General features: G+C 61.2%; 13 protein-coding genes. 3 read left to right on the top strand and 10 right to left on the bottom strand.

Annotation, left to right across the window (positions count from 1 at the left end; all coding sequences use genetic code 11):
* Positions 1-111 precede the first annotated feature (111 nt).
* The 6 genes from AB7783_RS03635 to AB7783_RS03610 all read right to left on the bottom strand — a co-directional run bounded on the left by AB7783_RS03635 (position 112) and on the right by AB7783_RS03610 (position 9,494).
* The gene (locus AB7783_RS03635) at positions 112-1,149 is read right to left on the bottom strand and encodes a transglutaminase-like cysteine peptidase (protein ID WP_244528488.1); all 1,038 of its coding nucleotides are present in this window, start codon (positions 1,147-1,149) and stop codon (positions 112-114) included.
* Between the two features lie 224 nt (positions 1,150-1,373).
* Positions 1,374-2,708: an HlyD family type I secretion periplasmic adaptor subunit gene (locus tag AB7783_RS03630; RefSeq protein ID WP_116660556.1), complete on the bottom strand. Its 1,335-nt coding sequence runs from the start codon at positions 2,706-2,708 to the stop codon at positions 1,374-1,376.
* Positions 2,695-4,881 (bottom strand): type I secretion system permease/ATPase, encoded by a 2,187-nt coding sequence (locus AB7783_RS03625; RefSeq protein ID WP_089268213.1) that lies wholly within the window; start codon positions 4,879-4,881, stop codon positions 2,695-2,697. The genes AB7783_RS03630 and AB7783_RS03625 overlap by 14 nt, the downstream gene beginning before the upstream one ends.
* A 216-nt stretch (positions 4,882-5,097) precedes the next feature.
* The gene (locus AB7783_RS03620) at positions 5,098-6,681 is read right to left on the bottom strand and encodes a TolC family outer membrane protein (protein ID WP_093761952.1); all 1,584 of its coding nucleotides are present in this window, start codon (positions 6,679-6,681) and stop codon (positions 5,098-5,100) included.
* Between the two features lie 392 nt (positions 6,682-7,073).
* Positions 7,074-8,486 carry a mannose-1-phosphate guanylyltransferase/mannose-6-phosphate isomerase gene (locus AB7783_RS03615; protein WP_441276862.1) on the bottom strand — a complete coding sequence of 471 codons (1,413 nt, stop codon included), beginning with the start codon at positions 8,484-8,486 and terminating at the stop codon, positions 7,074-7,076.
* Positions 8,487-8,495: 9 nt separating this feature from the next.
* Positions 8,496-9,494 carry an NAD-dependent epimerase gene (locus tag AB7783_RS03610; RefSeq protein ID WP_441276861.1) on the bottom strand — a complete coding sequence of 333 codons (999 nt, stop codon included), beginning with the start codon at positions 9,492-9,494 and terminating at the stop codon, positions 8,496-8,498.
* Positions 9,495-9,750: 256 nt separating this feature from the next.
* Between AB7783_RS03610 and AB7783_RS03605 the strand changes: the two genes are divergently transcribed.
* Entirely contained in the window at positions 9,751-10,764 is a 1,014-nt protein-coding gene (locus tag AB7783_RS03605) for an MraY family glycosyltransferase (RefSeq protein ID WP_441276860.1), read from the top strand.
* Between the two features lie 7 nt (positions 10,765-10,771).
* Here the strand turns inward: AB7783_RS03605 and AB7783_RS03600 are convergent, their stop codons facing one another.
* From AB7783_RS03600 to rfaD, 3 genes are read right to left on the bottom strand one after another with little or no spacing between them, the layout of a single operon-like run.
* Positions 10,772-12,682, bottom strand: a complete 1,911-nt coding sequence (locus AB7783_RS03600) for an SDR family NAD(P)-dependent oxidoreductase (RefSeq protein ID WP_439068183.1) — start codon at positions 12,680-12,682, stop codon at positions 10,772-10,774.
* The gene (gene rfaE1, locus AB7783_RS03595) at positions 12,679-14,148 is read right to left on the bottom strand and encodes a D-glycero-beta-D-manno-heptose-7-phosphate kinase (protein ID WP_441276859.1); all 1,470 of its coding nucleotides are present in this window, start codon (positions 14,146-14,148) and stop codon (positions 12,679-12,681) included. Before rfaE1 ends, AB7783_RS03600 begins: the two co-directional genes overlap by 4 nt.
* A 22-nt stretch (positions 14,149-14,170) precedes the next feature.
* Entirely contained in the window at positions 14,171-15,151 is a 981-nt protein-coding gene (gene rfaD / locus AB7783_RS03590) for an ADP-glyceromanno-heptose 6-epimerase (protein ID WP_441276858.1), read from the bottom strand.
* A 192-nt stretch (positions 15,152-15,343) separates the two neighbouring features.
* On the opposite strand from rfaD, the gene waaF reads away from it, so the two are divergent.
* Both waaF and AB7783_RS03580 read left to right on the top strand, forming a co-directional pair.
* Positions 15,344-16,417, top strand: a complete 1,074-nt coding sequence (waaF, locus tag AB7783_RS03585) for a lipopolysaccharide heptosyltransferase II (protein WP_441276857.1) — start codon at positions 15,344-15,346, stop codon at positions 16,415-16,417.
* Positions 16,414-16,944, top strand: a complete 531-nt coding sequence (locus AB7783_RS03580) for an HAD family hydrolase (protein WP_093761968.1) — start codon at positions 16,414-16,416, stop codon at positions 16,942-16,944. The genes waaF and AB7783_RS03580 overlap by 4 nt, the downstream gene beginning before the upstream one ends.
* Here the strand turns inward: AB7783_RS03580 and AB7783_RS03575 are convergent.
* Positions 16,926-17,984, bottom strand: a complete 1,059-nt coding sequence (locus AB7783_RS03575; protein WP_441276856.1) for a glycosyltransferase family 4 protein — start codon at positions 17,982-17,984, stop codon at positions 16,926-16,928. The genes AB7783_RS03580 and AB7783_RS03575 overlap by 19 nt on opposite strands.
* Between the last annotated feature and the right edge of the window lie 110 nt (positions 17,985-18,094).

Raw genomic sequence — 18,094 nt, 5'->3', positions numbered from 1 at the left:
TCGACCTCACCCTGGCGCATTAAGAGCCCAAGATGCACGGAAGTACAAGATCGCGAAGCGCATAAAACGTCGATATCAGGCCGATTATCGACGTTGTGTTGTCGAACTATCTCAGAGCGCCAGCGGCAAGGAAGAGCCCCCGCCGAAGCCGTCCACCTCGGCCGCGGGCAACATGTCGGTCTCGCTCTCGTGATGCGGACGCGCGGCATAGGGCGCGGCAAACAGGCTGACGCCTTTGTGGTCGATAGCGAAAAGCGGCATGAAATGCGGCAGATCACGTGTTTCCGACAGTCGGGAGTAGCGATTGTCGAGAACCAGCCAGCGGCCATCGACACGGACGGTCAGCACCGCATGGTCCTGGCGCACCGCCATGTCGCGCACCAGCATCATCTTGATATCGGCCTCCGGCACGCCCGTTGCGACGAGCATGGCGAATTTGGCGATCGCATAATCTTCGCAATCACCGATGCCCGCAGACAGCGTCTCGAGCGGCGAACTCCACAGATCGGCGACGCCGTGCTGCTGATAGTCTCCGACATAGCGGATCGCATAGTTGACGTCGCGATTGATCGCCTCGACGCGTGTGCGCAGACCCAACTCGGCGGCGGAACGCGTGACGGCGACAAACTTGCGCGCACCGGCGGCGCAGTTCTCGCTATCAGCCTTGCAGTCCTCGATCGATTTCAAGTCGGCGCGCATACGCGCTTCCACACCGCGCCATTTCGTCCATAGCAGCCCTTCAGGCGCGCGGAACGTGAACAGGCCGAACGGCTCCTCGCTGGTGGCAGGCAGGATCGCGGCCGGAGACGGCGCATCGCTGATCACCTTGGCATCTGATCCCTGCGACGCGTCCAAGGATGCGAGTTCGATATTGCCGGGCTTTGCACGGTTCTCGCTGTCACGCTTGGCCAGCACCTGGTTGATCGTGAAGAACCGAACCGGCGGCGCGGTCATGCCCGCGATCACCGATTCCATCACGGGGCGCTCAAGCACGGTCTTCTTCGCGCGTGACTTTGCAAATGCTCCATCGCAAGCGCTGACGCTTACAACACCGGCGAGCACGAACCCCAGCGCACGCGGGAATGCCCGCGTCTGATCGATACGCAACATGACTGACGCCCCGTTGTCCGGAGCATCGGCCGACGTCATTGCGTCGATCCCCGTCCGGATCTTGTGGCATCAGGGATAAATCGAGGGCTGCTTCAGGCCGGTTAAAACACGTCAACCTGGGCTTGTATGTCGTTGAACGCGCTCAATCGCCTACCAACGCATTCGCTCGAATTTTAGCGAAGCCTGCGTTTTAAGAGTTCGTTGACTCTAATGGACTGGGAGCAAGGTAACATACGGAGCAGCGGAGATGCTCCGTAGCGCTATCAGCGTTCGCGAAACGCCTCGTCACGCAGCATGCGCGCAGGCTTCACGAGATAATCCAGCACCGACTTCTTGCCGGTCAGGACTTCCACTGTCGCCACCATGCCAGGAATGATCGGCAGCGGCTGCTCGGCAGTGCCGAGGTGGTTCTTTTCGGTGCGCACCATGACGCGGTAGAACGTCTCGCCGCGCTCATTCTTGTCACCCTTCTCGTCGGTGATGGTATCGGCGCTGATACGTTCGACCCGGCCGTGAAGCGATCCATAGACCGAAGAGTCGTAGGCGCTGAGCTTCACCACCGCCTCATGGTCCGGACGGATGAAGGCGATGTCCTGCGGACGAATGCGCCCCTCGACCAGCAGCGTATCCTCAAGCGGCACGATCTCCATCACGCTGGCGCCTGGTGCAACGACCGCACCAATGGTGGTGACGTTGAGTCTGTTAACGATGCCGTAGACCGGCGACCGCAGTTCGGTGCGCCGAACGCGATCCTGCGCGGACTTGATGTTTTCGTCCAGCACCGCGAGATCGCCGCGCGATTTCGCGAGATCATCTTCCGCCGTGGAACGAAATGCCGTGGTGATATTGAGAAGTCGCGACTGCGCTTCCTTCACGGCGGCCTCGGTCTTGACCATGGTTGCCTGCACCACCGCGAGCTGGCCGCGCATGTCGGTGGCCTGCCGGTCGGACCGCAGCATTTCGATCTCGGGAACAACCTTCTGCTCATAGAGCCGGCGCGTCAGCAAGGTTTCGCGGGTCAGCAGCGTCAGCGTCTCGGAGAAGCGGGTTTCCGACGCACGGAGCTCGTCGATTTCCTTTTTCTTCTGCCATTCCTGCTGGGCAATCACGTCGATGTCCTGCGCAAGCTTGCGCATATGGGCGTCGAACACGCTGCGTTCGGTCTGAACCGCACGCGGTGCAAGCTTCGTGAGATCTTCCGGAAACTCGACGCTGGTCTTACCGAAGGTCTCCGCTTCCAGTCGGATCACGCGGGCAGCCATGGCACCGCGCCGCTCGCGGATTTCGCCAAACTGCGCCGCGAAGTTGGTATCTTCGATGCGCGCCAGCGGCTGATCCTTTCTGACGATGGCGCCTTCCTGAATCAGCAATTCGCTGATGATGCCACCTTCAAGCGATTGCACCACCTGGGTCTGGCGCGACGGCACCACCTTGCCATTGCCGCGCTTCACTTCATCCAGCACGGCGAAGTGCGCCCACAGCAGGAACACGACGAGCAGACCGGTGACGGTCATCAACAACATCCGTGCCGTGCGCGGCGTGCGCATTTCCATGGCGGCACGAACGTCGTTCGAAAATGCGAAATCAGACTGCGACATTGACCGGCCTCCCCGCTGCTTGAGGAGCCTGCGGCTGCGGACGCAAGCGCGTCAGGATCTGATCGGCGGGACCGTCGGCGACGATCTTGCCGTTGTCGAACACGAGAATGCGATCGACCAGCGACAGTAGCGACGGGCGATGCGTCGAGACGATAATCGACATCTCACCCTTGGCGAGCGTCTTGAGGCGATCGAGGAATTCACCTTCACTGCGCACATCGAAATGCGCCGTGGGTTCGTCGAGAAACAATACGCGCGGCTTGCGGATCAGCACACGCGCGAGGCCGATCGCCTGTTTCTGGCCGCCCGACAGGCTACGGCCGCCTTCGGCGACCATCATATCGTAGCCCTGCGGATGACCGGCGATGAAGGTCTCGACGCCGGACAGGCGTGCAGCCGCGAGCACTTCCTCATCGGTCGCATCGGGACGGCCCAGCGTGATGTTGTCGCGCAGCTTGCCGTAGAACAGATCGGTGTCCTGCAGCACGAAACCGATGCCGGCGCGCAGGTCCGCCGGGTCGTATTGCCGGATATCGATGCCGTCGATCAGGATGCTGCCTTCGCTCGGCGGATAGAACGCCGTCGCCAGACGACCGACCGTGGTCTTGCCTGAGCCGACCCGGCCGATGATGCCGATCTTCTCGCCAGGCTTCACATGGAAAGAGATGCCGTCGAGTGCTTTGGCCGGGCTGTTCGGATAGGAAAAGCTGACATTGCGGAATTCGATGCTGCCCTTGGTGATCTCGCGGGCCACGAAGATCTTTTCCGGCGGCCGCTCGCGCTCCGTCGCCATCAGGCGATCGATCGACCGCAGGGCCGACATGGTCTGCGTCGCGCGCGTCATCACAGCCGCGATGCCCGCGATGGGACCGAGAATGCGGCCCGACAACATATTGGCCGCAACCAGCGCACCGACCGACAGCTTGCCGTCGAGAATGAGGAACACACCGACCACGACCAGCAACAGGCTGCACAGCTGCGTCGCCACGCTCGCACTGGTCATCGCCAGCGACGACCAGAACTGCACGCCTTCGCTTGAACGCGCCGTCGCTGCGACGGAACGTTCCCACACTGTCTGCACCCGGCTTTCGCCGGCGACAGCGCGAACGGTCTCGATGCCGTTCAGCGACTCGATGAGGATGCCGTGGCGTGCGGCCGATTCCGCCTGCAGGCGCTTCATCGCACGATCGAGCGGCCGCTGGATCAAGAGACCGACGAGGATCATCACAGGCAGCATCGCCAGCGGGATCCAGGCCAACGGCCCGGCAATCACGAACAGCACCGCAATGAAGATGATCGCGAATATCATATCGGTCGCCGACACGACCGTGCCCGACGTGAAGAATTCGCGCACCGAGTCGAAGTCGCGCATCTGATTGGCGAGAATGCCGACCGAGGGCGGACGCTTGTCCATCTTCAGCGCCATCACATGTTCGAAGATGTTCGACGCCAGCACCACGTCGATCTTCTTGCCGGTCATGTCGATGATGCGGCTGCGAACCACCTTGAGCAGGAAGTCGAATGCGATCGCCAGCGACAGGCCGATACCAAGTGCAACCAGCGACGGGATCGCACCATTCGGAATAACGCGGTCATACACGCTCATGGTGAACAGCGGCGCGGCGAGCGCCAGCATGTTGACGATGAAAGCTGCAATGGCGACATGGCTGTAGTTGGAGCCGAACCGGCTGACGACGGACCAGAACCAGTGAGCCTTCGGCAGATCGCCGGCGGCGATCGCGCGCGGATCGCTGACGGACGCCGGACGGACGAAATAGACGAAGCCGGCATATTTCTCTTCGACGGCTTCGATCCGCTCCATGGCGATCGCACCGTCACCGACGGGGGTTGCCAGTGTCAGACGGCCACTCGCCAGATCGATGCCGCGCAGAATCCGCGTCGAACCATCGTGAAACAGAAGCACAGCAGGCAGGACCAGCGCAGGGATATCCTTGAGCGGTCGCTCGTTGAGTTCGGCCTCGAGGCCCGCCCGCTGCGCCGCGCGCTCATACAGAGCCGTTGTCAGCACGCCGCGCTCGACCGGGAGACCGGCAAGCAGCGCACTGCGGCTGACAGCTCTGCCGTGGTGAGCGGCGAGATAAAGCAGGCTGTCCGTTAACGGATCAGCATGCTGATGCTCGACCTCCGCTACGGGCGCAGCCGGCAGGTCCATTGCAATATCGAACTGGGGTGAGCGAATGTTCAATGCAGCCTCGGAAATTCCAGGCGCCTTGTATGACCCGTGCGCGGATCTACTGGCCTTACAAAATATGACTTGCCAGCTTTACAGGCGATCCTTGCGGAGCGCCTGTACTATTTCGCGGTTCAGACGAATTGCTGAACTTACGGTAAACCCGACCGCGGATTATAAATCCGCGTGCTTAATTGGTTAACGGCGCCCCGCAGAAGCATCGGCCGACACGCTGCCCTGCCCGACCTGGCCCGATGTCACGAACAATGCGTTGGCGTTCGACAGATCTTGCGAGGCCCAGCGATCACCGAACAGCACGGCTTTCGGTTCCAGCGCCGGTGCGAAAGGCGAATTCCAGGTTTGGAAGGGCAAAACCGTATTGAGCGGTTCGGATCCCGGCTCCGGCGCCGTCAGCAGGATCGGCGGCAGGCGATACGGGATCAGGCCGGATGCACGGCTCTCGATCGGCTCAGACTCCGGCGGCTTGCCGGTCTTCAGATAGGACAGCAGCTGTCCCATGGCAGCCAGCAACTGATAGTCGGCGAACACGGTGACGCCGCGTGCAGACACCAGCGAGACGTTGGCGTTGAAGTACTGGTTCTGCGAGTTGAGCAGATCGATCAGCGTGCGCTGGCCGAGCTCATATTCCTTGTTGTAGGCCACGAAGGTGCGACGGGCGGCTTCAACTTCACGCACCAGCGCTGCTGCACGCTCCGTCGTGATCGTCCGCGCAGCCCATGCTTTGTCGAGCGACTCCAGCGCATCACGCTGCAGGCGTGCATGGCGCTGCTGCTGCTCGATCATGCGTTCGCCAGCTTCGGCGCGCTTCCACGCATCCTGACCGCCGCGGAAGATATCCCAGCTGACGACAACCTTGCCGCTGACTTCGTCGCGGTTGCCCGGATAGGTGATCGAGTCCTTGCCGCGCAGCGCGCGGCCTTCCAGGGCGACGTTCGGAACGAATGCGCCAGCGGTCGAGTCGAAAGCGCGCTTGGCCGCATCGACATCTGCACCAGCGGCGCGGATCGTCGGATTGTACTTGAAGGCGACGTCGAGCGACTCGTTCTTGGTGGCCGGCATATCCGGCAAGCGACCGGGGAAACGCACATTGAACGGCTCAAGACCAACGGTCTTGCGATACTTGGCGCGCGCGAAATCGAGGCTGAGGCGGAAATCCGACAACACGGCCTCTGCCGCAGCCACCCGCTCTTCCGCCTGCTGGGTATCGCCCTCACCGGCACGACCGCCAGCGAAACGCGCACGGACATTGGCGCGCAGTTCGAGATGAACCTTGAGATTTTGTTCGGCAAGCGCGACCAGACGCAAATAGCGGGTCACATCGACATAGGCTTCAGCCGCATCGAGCGCGATCAGTTCGGTCCGTTCAAGCACCCGGAACGCCGCAGCATCGACGCGCGCAGCCTGACGCCAGATGTCGTTGATGGACGCAAAGCCGTCGAACACCAGCTGGCGCACCGTTACCGACGCCTCGCTGCCGTTGACATAGGAGCCATTGCCGGCCGGCGCAGGAACGATCGCCCGGTTCAACATCTCGGGGCCGGTATTCGCCTGCAGCCTGATCTGAGGCAGCAAAGTACCTTGGCTCTGGCGAAGTTCGGCTTCGGTGGCGCGGCGATTGGCAGACGCCTCGCCGACACCTGGGTTCGTCTTTACCGCCTGATTGATGGCGTCAAGAATAAAAAATGGCTCGGCTGCATGAGCGAACTTGCCGCTCGATCCCAGCAATACAACTACAAGGAAAATCTTTGCGATCTGCTTCATGGATTGAGCGCTAACAAGAAACGGAACTTGCCGCAATCCGAAAGCCACATTTTGGATCGAAAACTGACTCATTGTTGCAAGAATGCATTACCTCGTCCGGAGGCGGCACGGTCCGCTTATCCGTCACGGCACTGTCATTTTCGGCCCTGATTTCAGGTATTTATCAATGCCTAACAACAGGTTAACACGATTTCGTGAGCGGCAGAACCGCCACCAGGATGATGAATGCGCGCTGGGCGGGCCAGAGCGCGCCCAATTGTGGCAAACATCGCTATTTCGTAAAATGGAAAAAGATACGACATGAAGGGATCGTGGTAGCCCCTCACCGACACCAATTCAGGTGAGTGCACGCTGTGGGTGCATCGATTCGGGCGAGTATCGCCCGACGGCCCCTAGTTCCGCTTGTAGTCATCCTCGATGCGAACGATGTCGTCCTCGCCAAGATAGCTGCCTGTCTGCACTTCGATCAGCTCGAGCGGAATCTTGCCGGGGTTTTCCAGACGATGCGTGGCACCGAGCGGGATGTAGATCGACTCGTTCTCGTGGACGGTCTTGATCAGATCGTTGATCGTCACCTTCGCGCTGCCACGCACAACGATCCAGTGCTCGGAGCGATGGTGGTGCATCTGGAGTGACAGCCGCTCTCCGGCTTTCACCACAAGGCGCTTGACCTGATAGCGCTCGCCATCCTCAAGGGCCTGCACGGATCCCCATGGGCGATGCACCTTGAGATGATCCTCGGTGACCTGCGGCGCCGTGACCTTCAGCTTCGCCACAAGCCGTTTCAAGCCGTTGGCATCCTTCTGGCGGGAGACCAGCACAGCGTCGTGCGTCGCCACCACCACGAGATCGTCGACGCCCTCCAGCGCCACCACCGGACCATCGCTGGCCACGTTGCAGTTGCGCGAGTCCTCGAACACCGCCACACCCTGCGCGGCATTGCCCTGCGCATCCTTGTCGGACAGCTCCCACACTGCGAGCCACGAGCCGACATCCGACCAGCCGCAGGACACCGGCACCACGGCTGCCTTCGTCGTCTTCTCCATTACGGCATAGTCGACAGAGATCGATTTTGCCTTCCCGAAAGCGTCCGCATCGAGCGTAAAGAAGCCGAGATCGCGGCCGGCCTTCGCCACAGCGCTGGTGATGGTCTCGACACTATCGGCGTCGACACCACGATATTCATCAAGCAGCATCCCCGCCCGAAACATGAAGTTGCCGCTGTTCCAGAGATAGCCGGCCTCAATATAATCGGTTGCCGTCTTCAGGTCCGGCTTCTCGACGAATTTGGCGACGCTCTTCACCTTGTCAGAAAGCGACTGGCCTGGTGAAATATAGCCGTATTCGGTGGCCGGACGCTCCGGTTGCACGCCGAACGTCACGATGTGCCCGGCATCGGCAACCACCAGACCCGCCCGGCACGCCGCAACGAAAGCCGGCACGTCGCGCACCACGTGATCAGCGGCAAGCGCAAGCACGACCGCGTCCTCATCGCGGGTTTGGGCGAACGCGGCACCGGCGGCAATGGCCGGGCCTGAATCGCGCCGCGCCGGCTCGAGCAGAATGTCTGCATCGAGCCCGATCTCGGCGAGTTGTTCGCGTACCATGAACCGATAGGCAGCACTGGTTATGACAATGGGACGATCGAACAGGCCTGCATCGGATACACGAATCACGGTGTCCTGAAAGGTCGAGCGCGGCCCGAATAATGGCAGAAATTGCTTCGGGCGCCCCTCACGTGACGACGGCCACAGGCGCGTCCCGGCACCGCCACACATGATCAGGGGAATAATGCGCTTGCTCATCAGTCGCTCTCAACCCTTCGCGTTCAGATTACCGTAGTGGCTGCGATACCACGTCACGAATTGCCGAATCCCCTCCTCGATCGAGGTATCCGGCTTGAAGCCGACGTCACGCATCAGATCGTCCACATCGGCAAAAGTCTCAGGCACATCGCCCGGCTGCATCGGCAGCATCGTCTTGATGGCTTCCAGCCCCAGTTCTTTCTCAAGAACGGAGACCACATGCAAAAGGTCCTCTGGCTTGTGGTTACCGACGTTGTAGATTCGCGCCGGCGCCTCGTCCTCGCTACCCGTCGGCACGTGATCGATCAGCCGCCCGATAGCACCGACAACATCATCCACAAAAGTAAAGTCGCGCCGCATGTTGCCGTGGTTAAACAGCTTGATCGGCTGCTTGTCGAGAATCGCCTTGGTAAACAGGAAGATCGCCATATCCGGCCGGCCCCATGGACCGTAGACGGTAAAGAAACGAAGCCCGGTGGTCGGCAGGCGATAGAGATGGCTGTAAGAATGCGCCATCAACTCGTTGGCCTTCTTCGTCGCAGCATAGAGACTGACCGGATTGTCGACTCTGTCGCTGACGGAGAACGGTTTCTTCTTGTTGGCGCCATAGACCGAGGATGACGACGCATAGAGCAGATGCGCGCAGCCATTGTGCCTGCAGCCTTCGAGGATATTGAGAAAACCCTCAAGATTGGCATCGGCATAGGCGTGCGGCTGCTCGATGGAATAGCGCACACCCGCCTGCGCAGCGAGATGAATGACAACGGGGAATTTGTATTCGCCGAACAACGCCGAGATCGCGGGGCGATCTGCCAGATTCGCCCTCACAAAGGTAAAGCGAGGCTGGCCCTCCAGCAGCTTCAGCCGCGCCTCCTTCAGCGCCGGATCGTAATAGCTGTTGACGCTATCGAGACCAACGACCGTTCGGCCTTCGGCCAGCAGCTGCCGCGTCACGTGGAAACCGATGAAGCCGGCAGCACCGGTGACAAGGATGGGTTGTTCAGACATCGTGTCCCCAGACATTCGCCAGAAATCGCCATGTTGCATGACGATCCGTGTCGCATTCCATTAGCCATCCAGGCGATGATGTTGCAACACTTCGGCATCGCAGCATCCGATTGCGTCAGAAGCGCGGCCTTCGCCGCTAGCTATGCCATGAAAACAGGGTAAGAAGAGCCGCCGTGCATAACTCCGAACTATTTGTCTCATTGCGACCCAAATCTTCCCCGCAACGCATGTCTTTCCTGCGATCAATGTCATCCCGATGTCGTCATTCGAATTGATTACAACCTTCGTCGCTCTGGTTGTAGCCGCCGTTCTGTCCGCGGTTTGCATCAACGCTATTCATCCGCTGCTCATCCGCTATGCAATGGCGCGACCGAACGCCCGATCGTCCCACAAGGTGCCGACACCGCAAGGCGCCGGCATCGCGGTGATATCAGTCGCGCTGCTGGTTGCCGGGTGCTCGATTGCAAGTCTTTCCGTTTCAGCGACACCGGCGCTGTGGGTACTGTTCGGGGCAACGATCCTGATCGCGACCATCGGCGCGATTGATGATCTGCGTCCGATTTCCGTGACGCCGCGACTGCTGCTGCAAGCCGTCAGTATTGCCGCGATCCTGTTTGCTCTGCCCCCGACACTGCAGATTACACCGGACCTGCCTCTCTGGATCGAACGCGGCTTGCTGCTGCTGGCTGCACTCTGGTTCGTCAATCTCGTGAATTTCATGGATGGGCTCGACTGGATCACAGTGGCCGAAGTGATTCCGATCACCGCGGCGCTGGTGCTGATCGGCTTCTCCGGGCAACTGCCGTTATCGACGGCGCTCATTGCCGCTGCGCTCTGCGGCGCCACACTCGGCTTCGCGCCGTTCAATCGGCCCGTTGCGAAGATGTTTCTGGGCGACGTCGGCAGCCTCCCCATCGGGCTATTGCTGGCCTGGTGCTTCCTGCAACTGGCCTATGCGCACCATCTGGCTGCCGCCATCCTGCTGCCGCTGTATTACCTTGCCGACGCGACCATCACCCTGCTCCGGCGGCTGGCAAAACGCGAGCCGGTATGGCTGGCGCATCGCTCGCATTTCTATCAGCGCGCGACGGACAATGGCTTCGCCGTGATCGAGGTGGTGCGAACGGTGTTCGTACTCAATATCGGCCTGGCGGCCCTCGCCGGGCTGTCGATCTATTTCCGCTCAGGCGTCGCCGACACAGCTCTGCTTGTCCTTGGCAGCGTCGCCGTCGCCGCAGTATTGAAGGCATTCTCGACGCCGCGCCGCTGACGCAGACTCACTGCGCCGCCGCCCGATATTCCGGCACCGCATCCTTCAGCGTCGCCACAGCGACCTCGTGCTGATCCGCCTCAATGGCTTTCCGCAAGATCGCAAGCCAGCTGTTCAGCGTCTCCAGCGGCAGTTCGTTCGGGCGGGCGGCGACGATGCCGGCGATACCGATCTCGCTGGTTGGCTCCTGCTCGGCGAACAGTATCTCGTTGAGCCGCTCGCCCGGTCGGACACCGGTGAACACGATATCGATATCGTAGCCGGGCTGAAGACCGGACAGCCGGATCATGCGGTCGGCGAGATCGACGATCTTCACCGGCTGCCCCATGCTGAGCACATAAACCGATGCATCGGCATGCTGCGCATTCATCGCATGGGTTGCCGCGGTGACGACCAGATCGCAGGCCTCGCGGATGGTCATGAAGTAGCGCACCATATCGGGGTGCGTCACCGTCACCGGCCCACCGGCTTCGATCTGCGCCTTGAACTTCGGCACGACGGACCCATTCGACGCCAGAACATTACCGAACCGCACCGAGATTAGCCGCATGGGTGATTTGGCGTCACTGCCGCTGATGGCGTCGCCATCGAGCGCCTGGCAATACATCTCGGCAAAACGCTTGGTGAGGCCGAGCATCGACACCGGCTCGATTGCCTTGTCGGTCGAGATCATCACCATCGCATCAGCGCCCGATGCGAGCGCCGCATCGGCGACATTCACAGAACCGAAGATGTTGGTCTTGACACCCTCGCCCCAGTCACGCTCCAGGATCGGCACATGTTTCAGCGCGGCTGCGTGAAACACCGCATCCGGCTTGAAGGCGATCATCAGTTGATGAATGCGCTCGCGGTCCCTGACATCGGCGATGCGGCCCTCGATCGCTGCGCTGGTGACTTTGGCCGCCAGCTTTTCCATAGCCGCATGAAGCGCCGGTTCTGAATTCTCGATAATGAGCAGCCGTGCCGCGCCGAACGTGATGACGCGGTCGCAGATCTCGTAGCCGATCGAGCCGCCACCGCCGGTCACGACGATCGCCTTGCCGCGCACGAAATTCTCCAGTCGGGCATAGTCGATCTTGACGCTCGGCCGCAGCAACAGATCCTCGACTGCCACCGGCGCCAATTGCGGCGTATCGCGGCTTTCCTCGAGCGACGGAATCCGGCTAACCGTCAGCCCGAGCTTGCGCGCACGCATCAATACCGACTCAGGTAACGCCTCTGCTTCAAACGCCGACGGCGTCATCACGATCCGTTCGATCGGGCGTTGCCGCGTGCTGAAATCATCAACGACATTACCGAGATCATCGATGCCGCCCAGGACCGGCACACCTCGGATCGCCTGTCCGCGGTCGGACATCGCCGGCGACAAGATACCAACCGGCCACATGCGCTTGACGGCACCACTCTCAATGCCGCGCAAGAACACCTCGGCATCGGCCGCACGACCAATCAGCAGTGCCGGTGACGCATCCATCGCGCGCGCCTGATTGCGCGTACGCGTATAACGAAAATAGCGATAGGCCAGTCGCGATCCGCTCAGAAAGAATATCTGGATGAACCAGTAGATGATGATCGTTGTCTTGCCGAGGAAGAACGTGCCGTACACGTTCGGCGCCAGGAAGATATAGTCGAGCACCAGAAGCGCGCCCGTCAGCACCGTGGATGCCTTGATGATATTCAGCAAATCGGGCAGCGAAATGAAGCGCCACTTCGTCGTCGTCAGATTGAACAGGTAACAGACGAAAAAGCTGAAGACGACGAAGTACGGCAGGATCTTCAGGAGCAGCGGCAGCCGATCCCACAGATTTTCGCCATCGAAACGCAGCACGAAGCTGAGAACGACCGCGGCCGCCGTGACGATGGCGTCATGCGTCGCAATCAGCCAGTTGCGGGCAGAAAACTGTGTGATGCGTGTCATGACTGTCCGCTGCGCGCGCGCTCGACCAGCGACGTCGTGCTGTGGCCTTGCAGGATATCGATCAGGATCACCTCTCCGCCGTTGGCGGCGACAACCTCATGGCCGACCACCTGCTCTCGCGTGTAATCGCCGCCTTTGACCAGCGTCGCCGGCGCGATCTGCGTAATCAGGTTCAGTGGGGTATCCTCTTCGAAAATCACAACCAGATCGACGGCCTCCAGCGCCGCAAGCACTTCTGCGCGGGCGCGTTCGTCCTGCACCGGGCGCCCCTCGCCCTTCAGACGCTTCACCGACGCGTCGCTGTTGAGGCCGACGATCAGGCGATCGCAAGTCGCGCGCGCAGCCGTCAGAACCTTTACATGACCGGGATGCAGGATATCGAAACAACCATTGGTGAAACCGATCCGCAACTGCTGTTTGCGCCAGTCGGCCAGTTGCGCATTGAGCTCAGTCGATGCCACGATTTTCTCTTCAGCGGCCAGAAATGCATGCGGCAAAATCCGGCGACGCAGTTCGGACGGTGTGACCACCGCCGTCCCCTTCTTGCTGACAGCGACCGCTGCTGCGGCAGTTGCCGCGCGCAATGCCGCTTCCCAGTCAGCTCCGGCCGCGAGCGCTACAGCCAGCATCGCCGCCACCGTGTCGCCGGCACCCGAGACGTCGCGCACCTTGACCGGCAGCGCTGGCACATGGATGGGCTCGCCATCGCGCGGCACCAGCGTCATGCCATGCTCGCTCTGGGTCACCAGCATCGCGGCGCAGTCCGCCAGAATCATCGCTTCCTGCGCGGCGGTCGCGATGTTGATGTCGCTGTCTGCACGGCTACGCGTTGCCTCGGCGAATTCCTTGCGGTTCGGCGTCAGCAAGGTCGCGCCGCGATAAATCGCAAAATTTGCACTCTTGGGATCGACGATGACGCGCTTGCCGAGCTTCTTCGCCGCGTCGATGACGTTGCGGATCACCCGCGCGGTCAGCACGCCCTTGGCGTAGTCGGACAGCAGTACGATGTCGACACGCGCGAGTTGCGGCAAAATTGTATCGATCAATTGCTTCTCGATGGCGGCGGACGCGGGCGCAGCCAGTTCCCAGTCGGCACGCAGCATATGCGTCGAGAAATGCTCGGACACAAAGCGCACCTTGCGCGTCGTCGGGCGCGATGAATCCGTGACCAGCAATGCTTCGATCAGAGGCTCCTGCGCGAGCGCATTCTTGAGCGTTGCACCGGCATCGTCCTCACCGACCAGACCGACAAAGATGCATTTCGCGCCGAGGGCTGCAATATTACGTGCGACATTGCCGGCGCCGCCAATATTGATCTCGCTGCGCTGGACCGCGATGACCGGCGCAGGCGCTTCCGGCGAAATCCGCGACACCTCGCCATAGACGAATTCGTCGAGCATCAGATCGCCGACGCAGAGCACTGTCTGGTCGGCAATCGCGTGCGACAGGGCGTCGAAATCAAACATCACACCGGTACCTGTTGTGCCGTCAACGGAAGCGATCGGGCTGGTCGAGGAAGCCCTTCACATAATGCGAGACCGCATCTTCCAATGTTGTAAAACCGCCGTTGTAGCCGGCGCCGCGCAACCGATCGACTTCGCTCTGCGTGAAGTACTGATAGCTGCCGCGAATCTGCTCGGGCATATCGATATAGTCGATGTTCGGCCTGGTGCCGAGTGCAGTGTAGGCAGCCAGCATCAGATCCTTGAAGCTGCGCGCGGTTCCCGTCCCGACATTGAAGATGCCGCTGACATTGGGTGACGCCAGCAGCCACATCATTACGCGGACGACGTCCTCGACATAGATGAAGTCGCGGCGCTGATCGCCATCGGCAATACCTTCGCGATGCGACTTGAACAGCTGGATGCCGCGGCCGGCCTTGATGTCGTCGAAGCGCCGCGCCAGCACGCTCATCATCGAGCCCTTGTGGTACTCGTTCGGCCCGAACACGTTGAAGAACTTCAGGCCTGCCCATTGCGGCGGCATCTTTTCGCCTTTGGCGACGCGCTCGGCCACCGCGAGGTCGAACAGGTGCTTGCTCCAGCCGTAGAGATTCATCGGCCTGAGCTTCTTCAGTTCGGGAACGGTCTGCTCGTCGCGAAAGCCCTGCGCACCATCGCCATAGGTCGAAGCGGACGATGCATAAATCAGCGGCGTCGCATTGGCCGTGCACCAGTCCAGCAGGCGCATCGAGAGGCGGAAATTCGTCTCGATCACAAGATCACCGTCGGTCGCGGTGGTTTCCGAAATCGCGCCGAGATGAATGACCGCATCGAGCTTGCGGCCCTTCAGCCAGTCCATCAGCTCGGCTGGCGGCACCACATCTGCAAGTTGCCGCTTGGCAAGATTACACCATTTTCCATCATGGCCGAGCACATCGCAGACGGCCACGTCCGCGCGGCCGGCGTCATTCAACGCGGCCACGACATTCGATCCGATAAAACCGGCTCCCCCGGTCACAAGCAGCATGAAGTCCCCGATCTCATGATTGACCCACCTTTGCCTCAACCCTGCCCCACAGGCAACTTGGGCAACGGGATGTTCGTCGCCGCTATGGGGACATGGTTGGAAACATCCCAAATGGCTTTACCTGTCCGAATGGAGCGGGTACCGACGTGAGCCGGATATAGCCCGCGGCAGAACAGCGAAGTCCTTGAAAGAATGAACGTAAATTCCCCATACCAGGGCGTGATGGTCGATCCGGACGATACCCGGCCGATCCTGATCGTGCCCTATATGTGGATCGGTGATTTCGTCCGGGGTCATACAGTCGTCCGGGTCCTGAAGGAGCGCTGGCCGAACCGGCCGGTCGATTTGCTGGTGACCAGACTGGTCGCCCCGCTGGTCGACTACATGCCGGGCGTGCGCGCAGGCATCGTCTGGGACCTGCCTCGCAGCCAGCTCGCGCTCGCCAAGCAATGGGAACTGGCGGCCACCCTGCGCGCCCGGAACTATGGCACCGCGCTGGTGATGCCGCGGACCTGGAAATCGGCTCTGGCACCCGCTCTGGCGGGCATCCCGGAGCGCATCGGCTTTGTCGGCGAGGCGCGCTTTGGCCTGATCAATCAGTGGCGCTGGGGCGAAAAGAAACTGCCGCGCATGATCGACAAGAAATGCGCGCTGGCGCTGCCGGACGGCACGCCACTGCCGCCGGAATGGCCGGTGCCCCAGTTCCGCGTGCCCGCCGACGAGATCGCGCGCTGGCGGCAGACCAATGGACTGGGAACCGGTCCGGCGGTCGCGCTCGGTCCCGGCTCGGTCGGTTCCTCCAAGCGCTGGACCTATTATGCCGAGGCCGCAAAACTGCTGGTCGAGCGCGGGCTGGACGTCTGGGTCATCGGCGGCCCGGGCGAGAAGGACCTCGCCAACGAAATCATTGCCGCCGCCGGTCCCCGCGCTCGCGACCTCACCACGGGCGACCTGCGCAATGGCGTGATCGGCATGGCCGCCGCCAATGTCGCCGTGGCCAATGATTCCGGCCTGATGCATATTGCTGCGGCCGTAGGCACGCCAACCATCGGCATTTTCGGACCGACCAGCCCGCAGCTATGGGGTCCCCTCAATCCGCTGGCGGCCACCGTGCAGACCAAGACCATCGTTCCCTGCCAGCCGTGTCACAGACCGGTCTGCACCATGAACAACCATGCCTGCATGCGGGACATTCCGGCCGACGATGTCGCCGAGATTATCCAGAGCGTGATGGCCGAGGCGTCCAACAGAAGCGCGCAGATATGACGACCACGCAAGCAAAGCCCGCAGCGTTTCTCGATCGCGACGGCGTCATCAATTACGACGACGGCTATATGGGCACATCCGATCGCATCCGCTGGATGCCGAACGCGGCCAAGGCTATTCGCCGGCTCAACGATGCCGGCTATTTCGTCTTCCTGTTTTCCAACCAGTCCGGCGTCGCACGCGGTTATTTCACCGAAGACGAACTCAATACGCTGTTTAAGTGGATGCGCTCCGAACTCGCGGCACAAGGCGCCCGCATCGATGACGTCCGCTATTGCCCGCATCATCCGGCTGGATCAGTTGCTGGCTATCTGGAAGATCATCACTGGCGCAAGCCGAGCCCGGGCATGATCCTCGACCTGATGCAGCACTGGCCTGTGCAACGCAAAGGTAGTTTTGCCATCGGCGACCGCGATTCGGATATCGAAGCGGCCAAGGCTGCGCACCTGCCCGGCTTCCTGTTTGCAGGCGGCGACTTGGACGCGTTCGTTGCGGATATCCTGCAGGGTCAGAGCAGCCTGCGATAAACTTCCGCGATTCCGCGCGCTTCTGCATCGAGGCTGAATTTGTCGAGCACGCGCTGGCGTGCACGTTCACCCATGGCTGCAGCGGCATCGGGATCGCGCATCAGCGGCTCCAATGCCAGCGTGATTGCCACTGCATCGCCGGTTGGCACGAGCTTGCCGGTCACGCCCTCCTCGACCACGATCTCCGCGGCGCCCGCACGCGTTGCGACCAACGCAGCTCCCGCCGACATAGCCTCGATCAACGTCAGACCGAAGCCTTCATTACGCGAAGTGAAAGCGTAGATCGTCAGGCGTTGATACCATCGCTCGACCTCTTCGATCGGCAATTCGCCGGTGATGACGATGCGCGACTGCAGACCGGCGTCAGCGATCTTCTTCTTGAGCTCATTGGCAAAGCCGATCTGGTCCGGCGTGATTGCCCCGACAATGACAGCGGTGAAATCCGGATAGCGCGGCAACAACTCGCACATCGCATCGACGAAAAGATCAGTTCCCTTCTGCGCACGCACGCGGCCGAAGCAACCAATCGCATAGCGCCCCGGTAAACTTGCTTCCGCAAACGCCACCGCACGATCGATGGGCGGCGCGTAGCGATCGGTATCGACGCCATGCGTCACCACAGTCGCCGATCGCTTCAGATACGACGCGGAGATCTCGCTGGTGGCGATGATGGCGTCCATCCTGCCGATCAGCCAGCGCGTGATCCACGTATGATGGCGCTGCGCAGCCGAGGTAAAGAGCAGTTTCAGCGGCCACCCGAGCGCCTTGAGCAGAACGCCGGCAATCATCTCGTTGTTGCGCCGCGCGTGCCAGATCACCGGCTTGCGGCGCAGCCACAATTTCACGAGATCGCCGATATCCATGCGCGCGATGCCGGCGGGCGCGTCGGATCCAAGCCAAGCCACGTCGAACATGTCTGCGAGTTTCGGCGCCACCATGCGATTGGTCGCCGTCACACCGGAGTAGCGCCAGTGCAGATTCGTGACGATCAGCTGCAATTTATCGGCCGTTTTGCCCGCAATCGGCACAGGTGACTCCATTTCGCCCGATTTCCTATACGCAACATTAAGCATAGTGGCCAGTTGCCGGCCGTCGAAACCCACTCTTCATCCCGGGCGCGATAGCGTTCCCAAAACGGGAGAGTGAGTAA

Origin of the sequence: Tardiphaga sp. 172_B4_N1_3, assembly GCF_052076035.1 — a bacterium.
GTDB classification, from domain to species: Bacteria; Pseudomonadota; Alphaproteobacteria; order Rhizobiales; family Xanthobacteraceae; genus Tardiphaga; species Tardiphaga robiniae.
Note: the sequence above shows the minus strand (reverse complement) of the source record. Positions and strands in the feature narration are given on the sequence as shown.

Excerpts from the sequence above, each read along its gene's own strand:
- AB7783_RS03635 (WP_244528488.1), bottom strand. The coding sequence starts at position 1,149 with ATGACGTCGGCCGATGCTCCGGACAACGGGGCGTCAGTCATGTTGCGT.
- AB7783_RS03630 (WP_116660556.1), bottom strand. The coding sequence starts at position 2,708 with ATGTCGCAGTCTGATTTCGCATTTTCGAACGACGTTCGTGCCGCCATG.
- AB7783_RS03625 (WP_089268213.1), bottom strand. The coding sequence starts at position 4,881 with ATGGACCTGCCGGCTGCGCCCGTAGCGGAGGTCGAGCATCAGCATGCT.
- AB7783_RS03620 (WP_093761952.1), bottom strand. The coding sequence starts at position 6,681 with ATGAAGCAGATCGCAAAGATTTTCCTTGTAGTTGTATTGCTGGGATCG.
- AB7783_RS03615 (WP_441276862.1), bottom strand. The coding sequence starts at position 8,486 with ATGAGCAAGCGCATTATTCCCCTGATCATGTGTGGCGGTGCCGGGACG.
- AB7783_RS03610 (WP_441276861.1), bottom strand. The coding sequence starts at position 9,494 with ATGTCTGAACAACCCATCCTTGTCACCGGTGCTGCCGGCTTCATCGGT.
- AB7783_RS03605 (WP_441276860.1), top strand. The coding sequence starts at position 9,751 with ATGTCGTCATTCGAATTGATTACAACCTTCGTCGCTCTGGTTGTAGCC.
- AB7783_RS03600 (WP_439068183.1), bottom strand. The coding sequence starts at position 12,682 with ATGACACGCATCACACAGTTTTCTGCCCGCAACTGGCTGATTGCGACG.
- rfaE1 (WP_441276859.1), bottom strand. The coding sequence starts at position 14,148 with ATGTTTGATTTCGACGCCCTGTCGCACGCGATTGCCGACCAGACAGTG.
- rfaD (WP_441276858.1), bottom strand. The coding sequence starts at position 15,151 with ATGCTGCTTGTGACCGGGGGAGCCGGTTTTATCGGATCGAATGTCGTG.
- waaF (WP_441276857.1), top strand. The coding sequence starts at position 15,344 with ATGAACGTAAATTCCCCATACCAGGGCGTGATGGTCGATCCGGACGAT.
- AB7783_RS03580 (WP_093761968.1), top strand. The coding sequence starts at position 16,414 with ATGACGACCACGCAAGCAAAGCCCGCAGCGTTTCTCGATCGCGACGGC.
- AB7783_RS03575 (WP_441276856.1), bottom strand. The coding sequence starts at position 17,984 with ATGGAGTCACCTGTGCCGATTGCGGGCAAAACGGCCGATAAATTGCAG.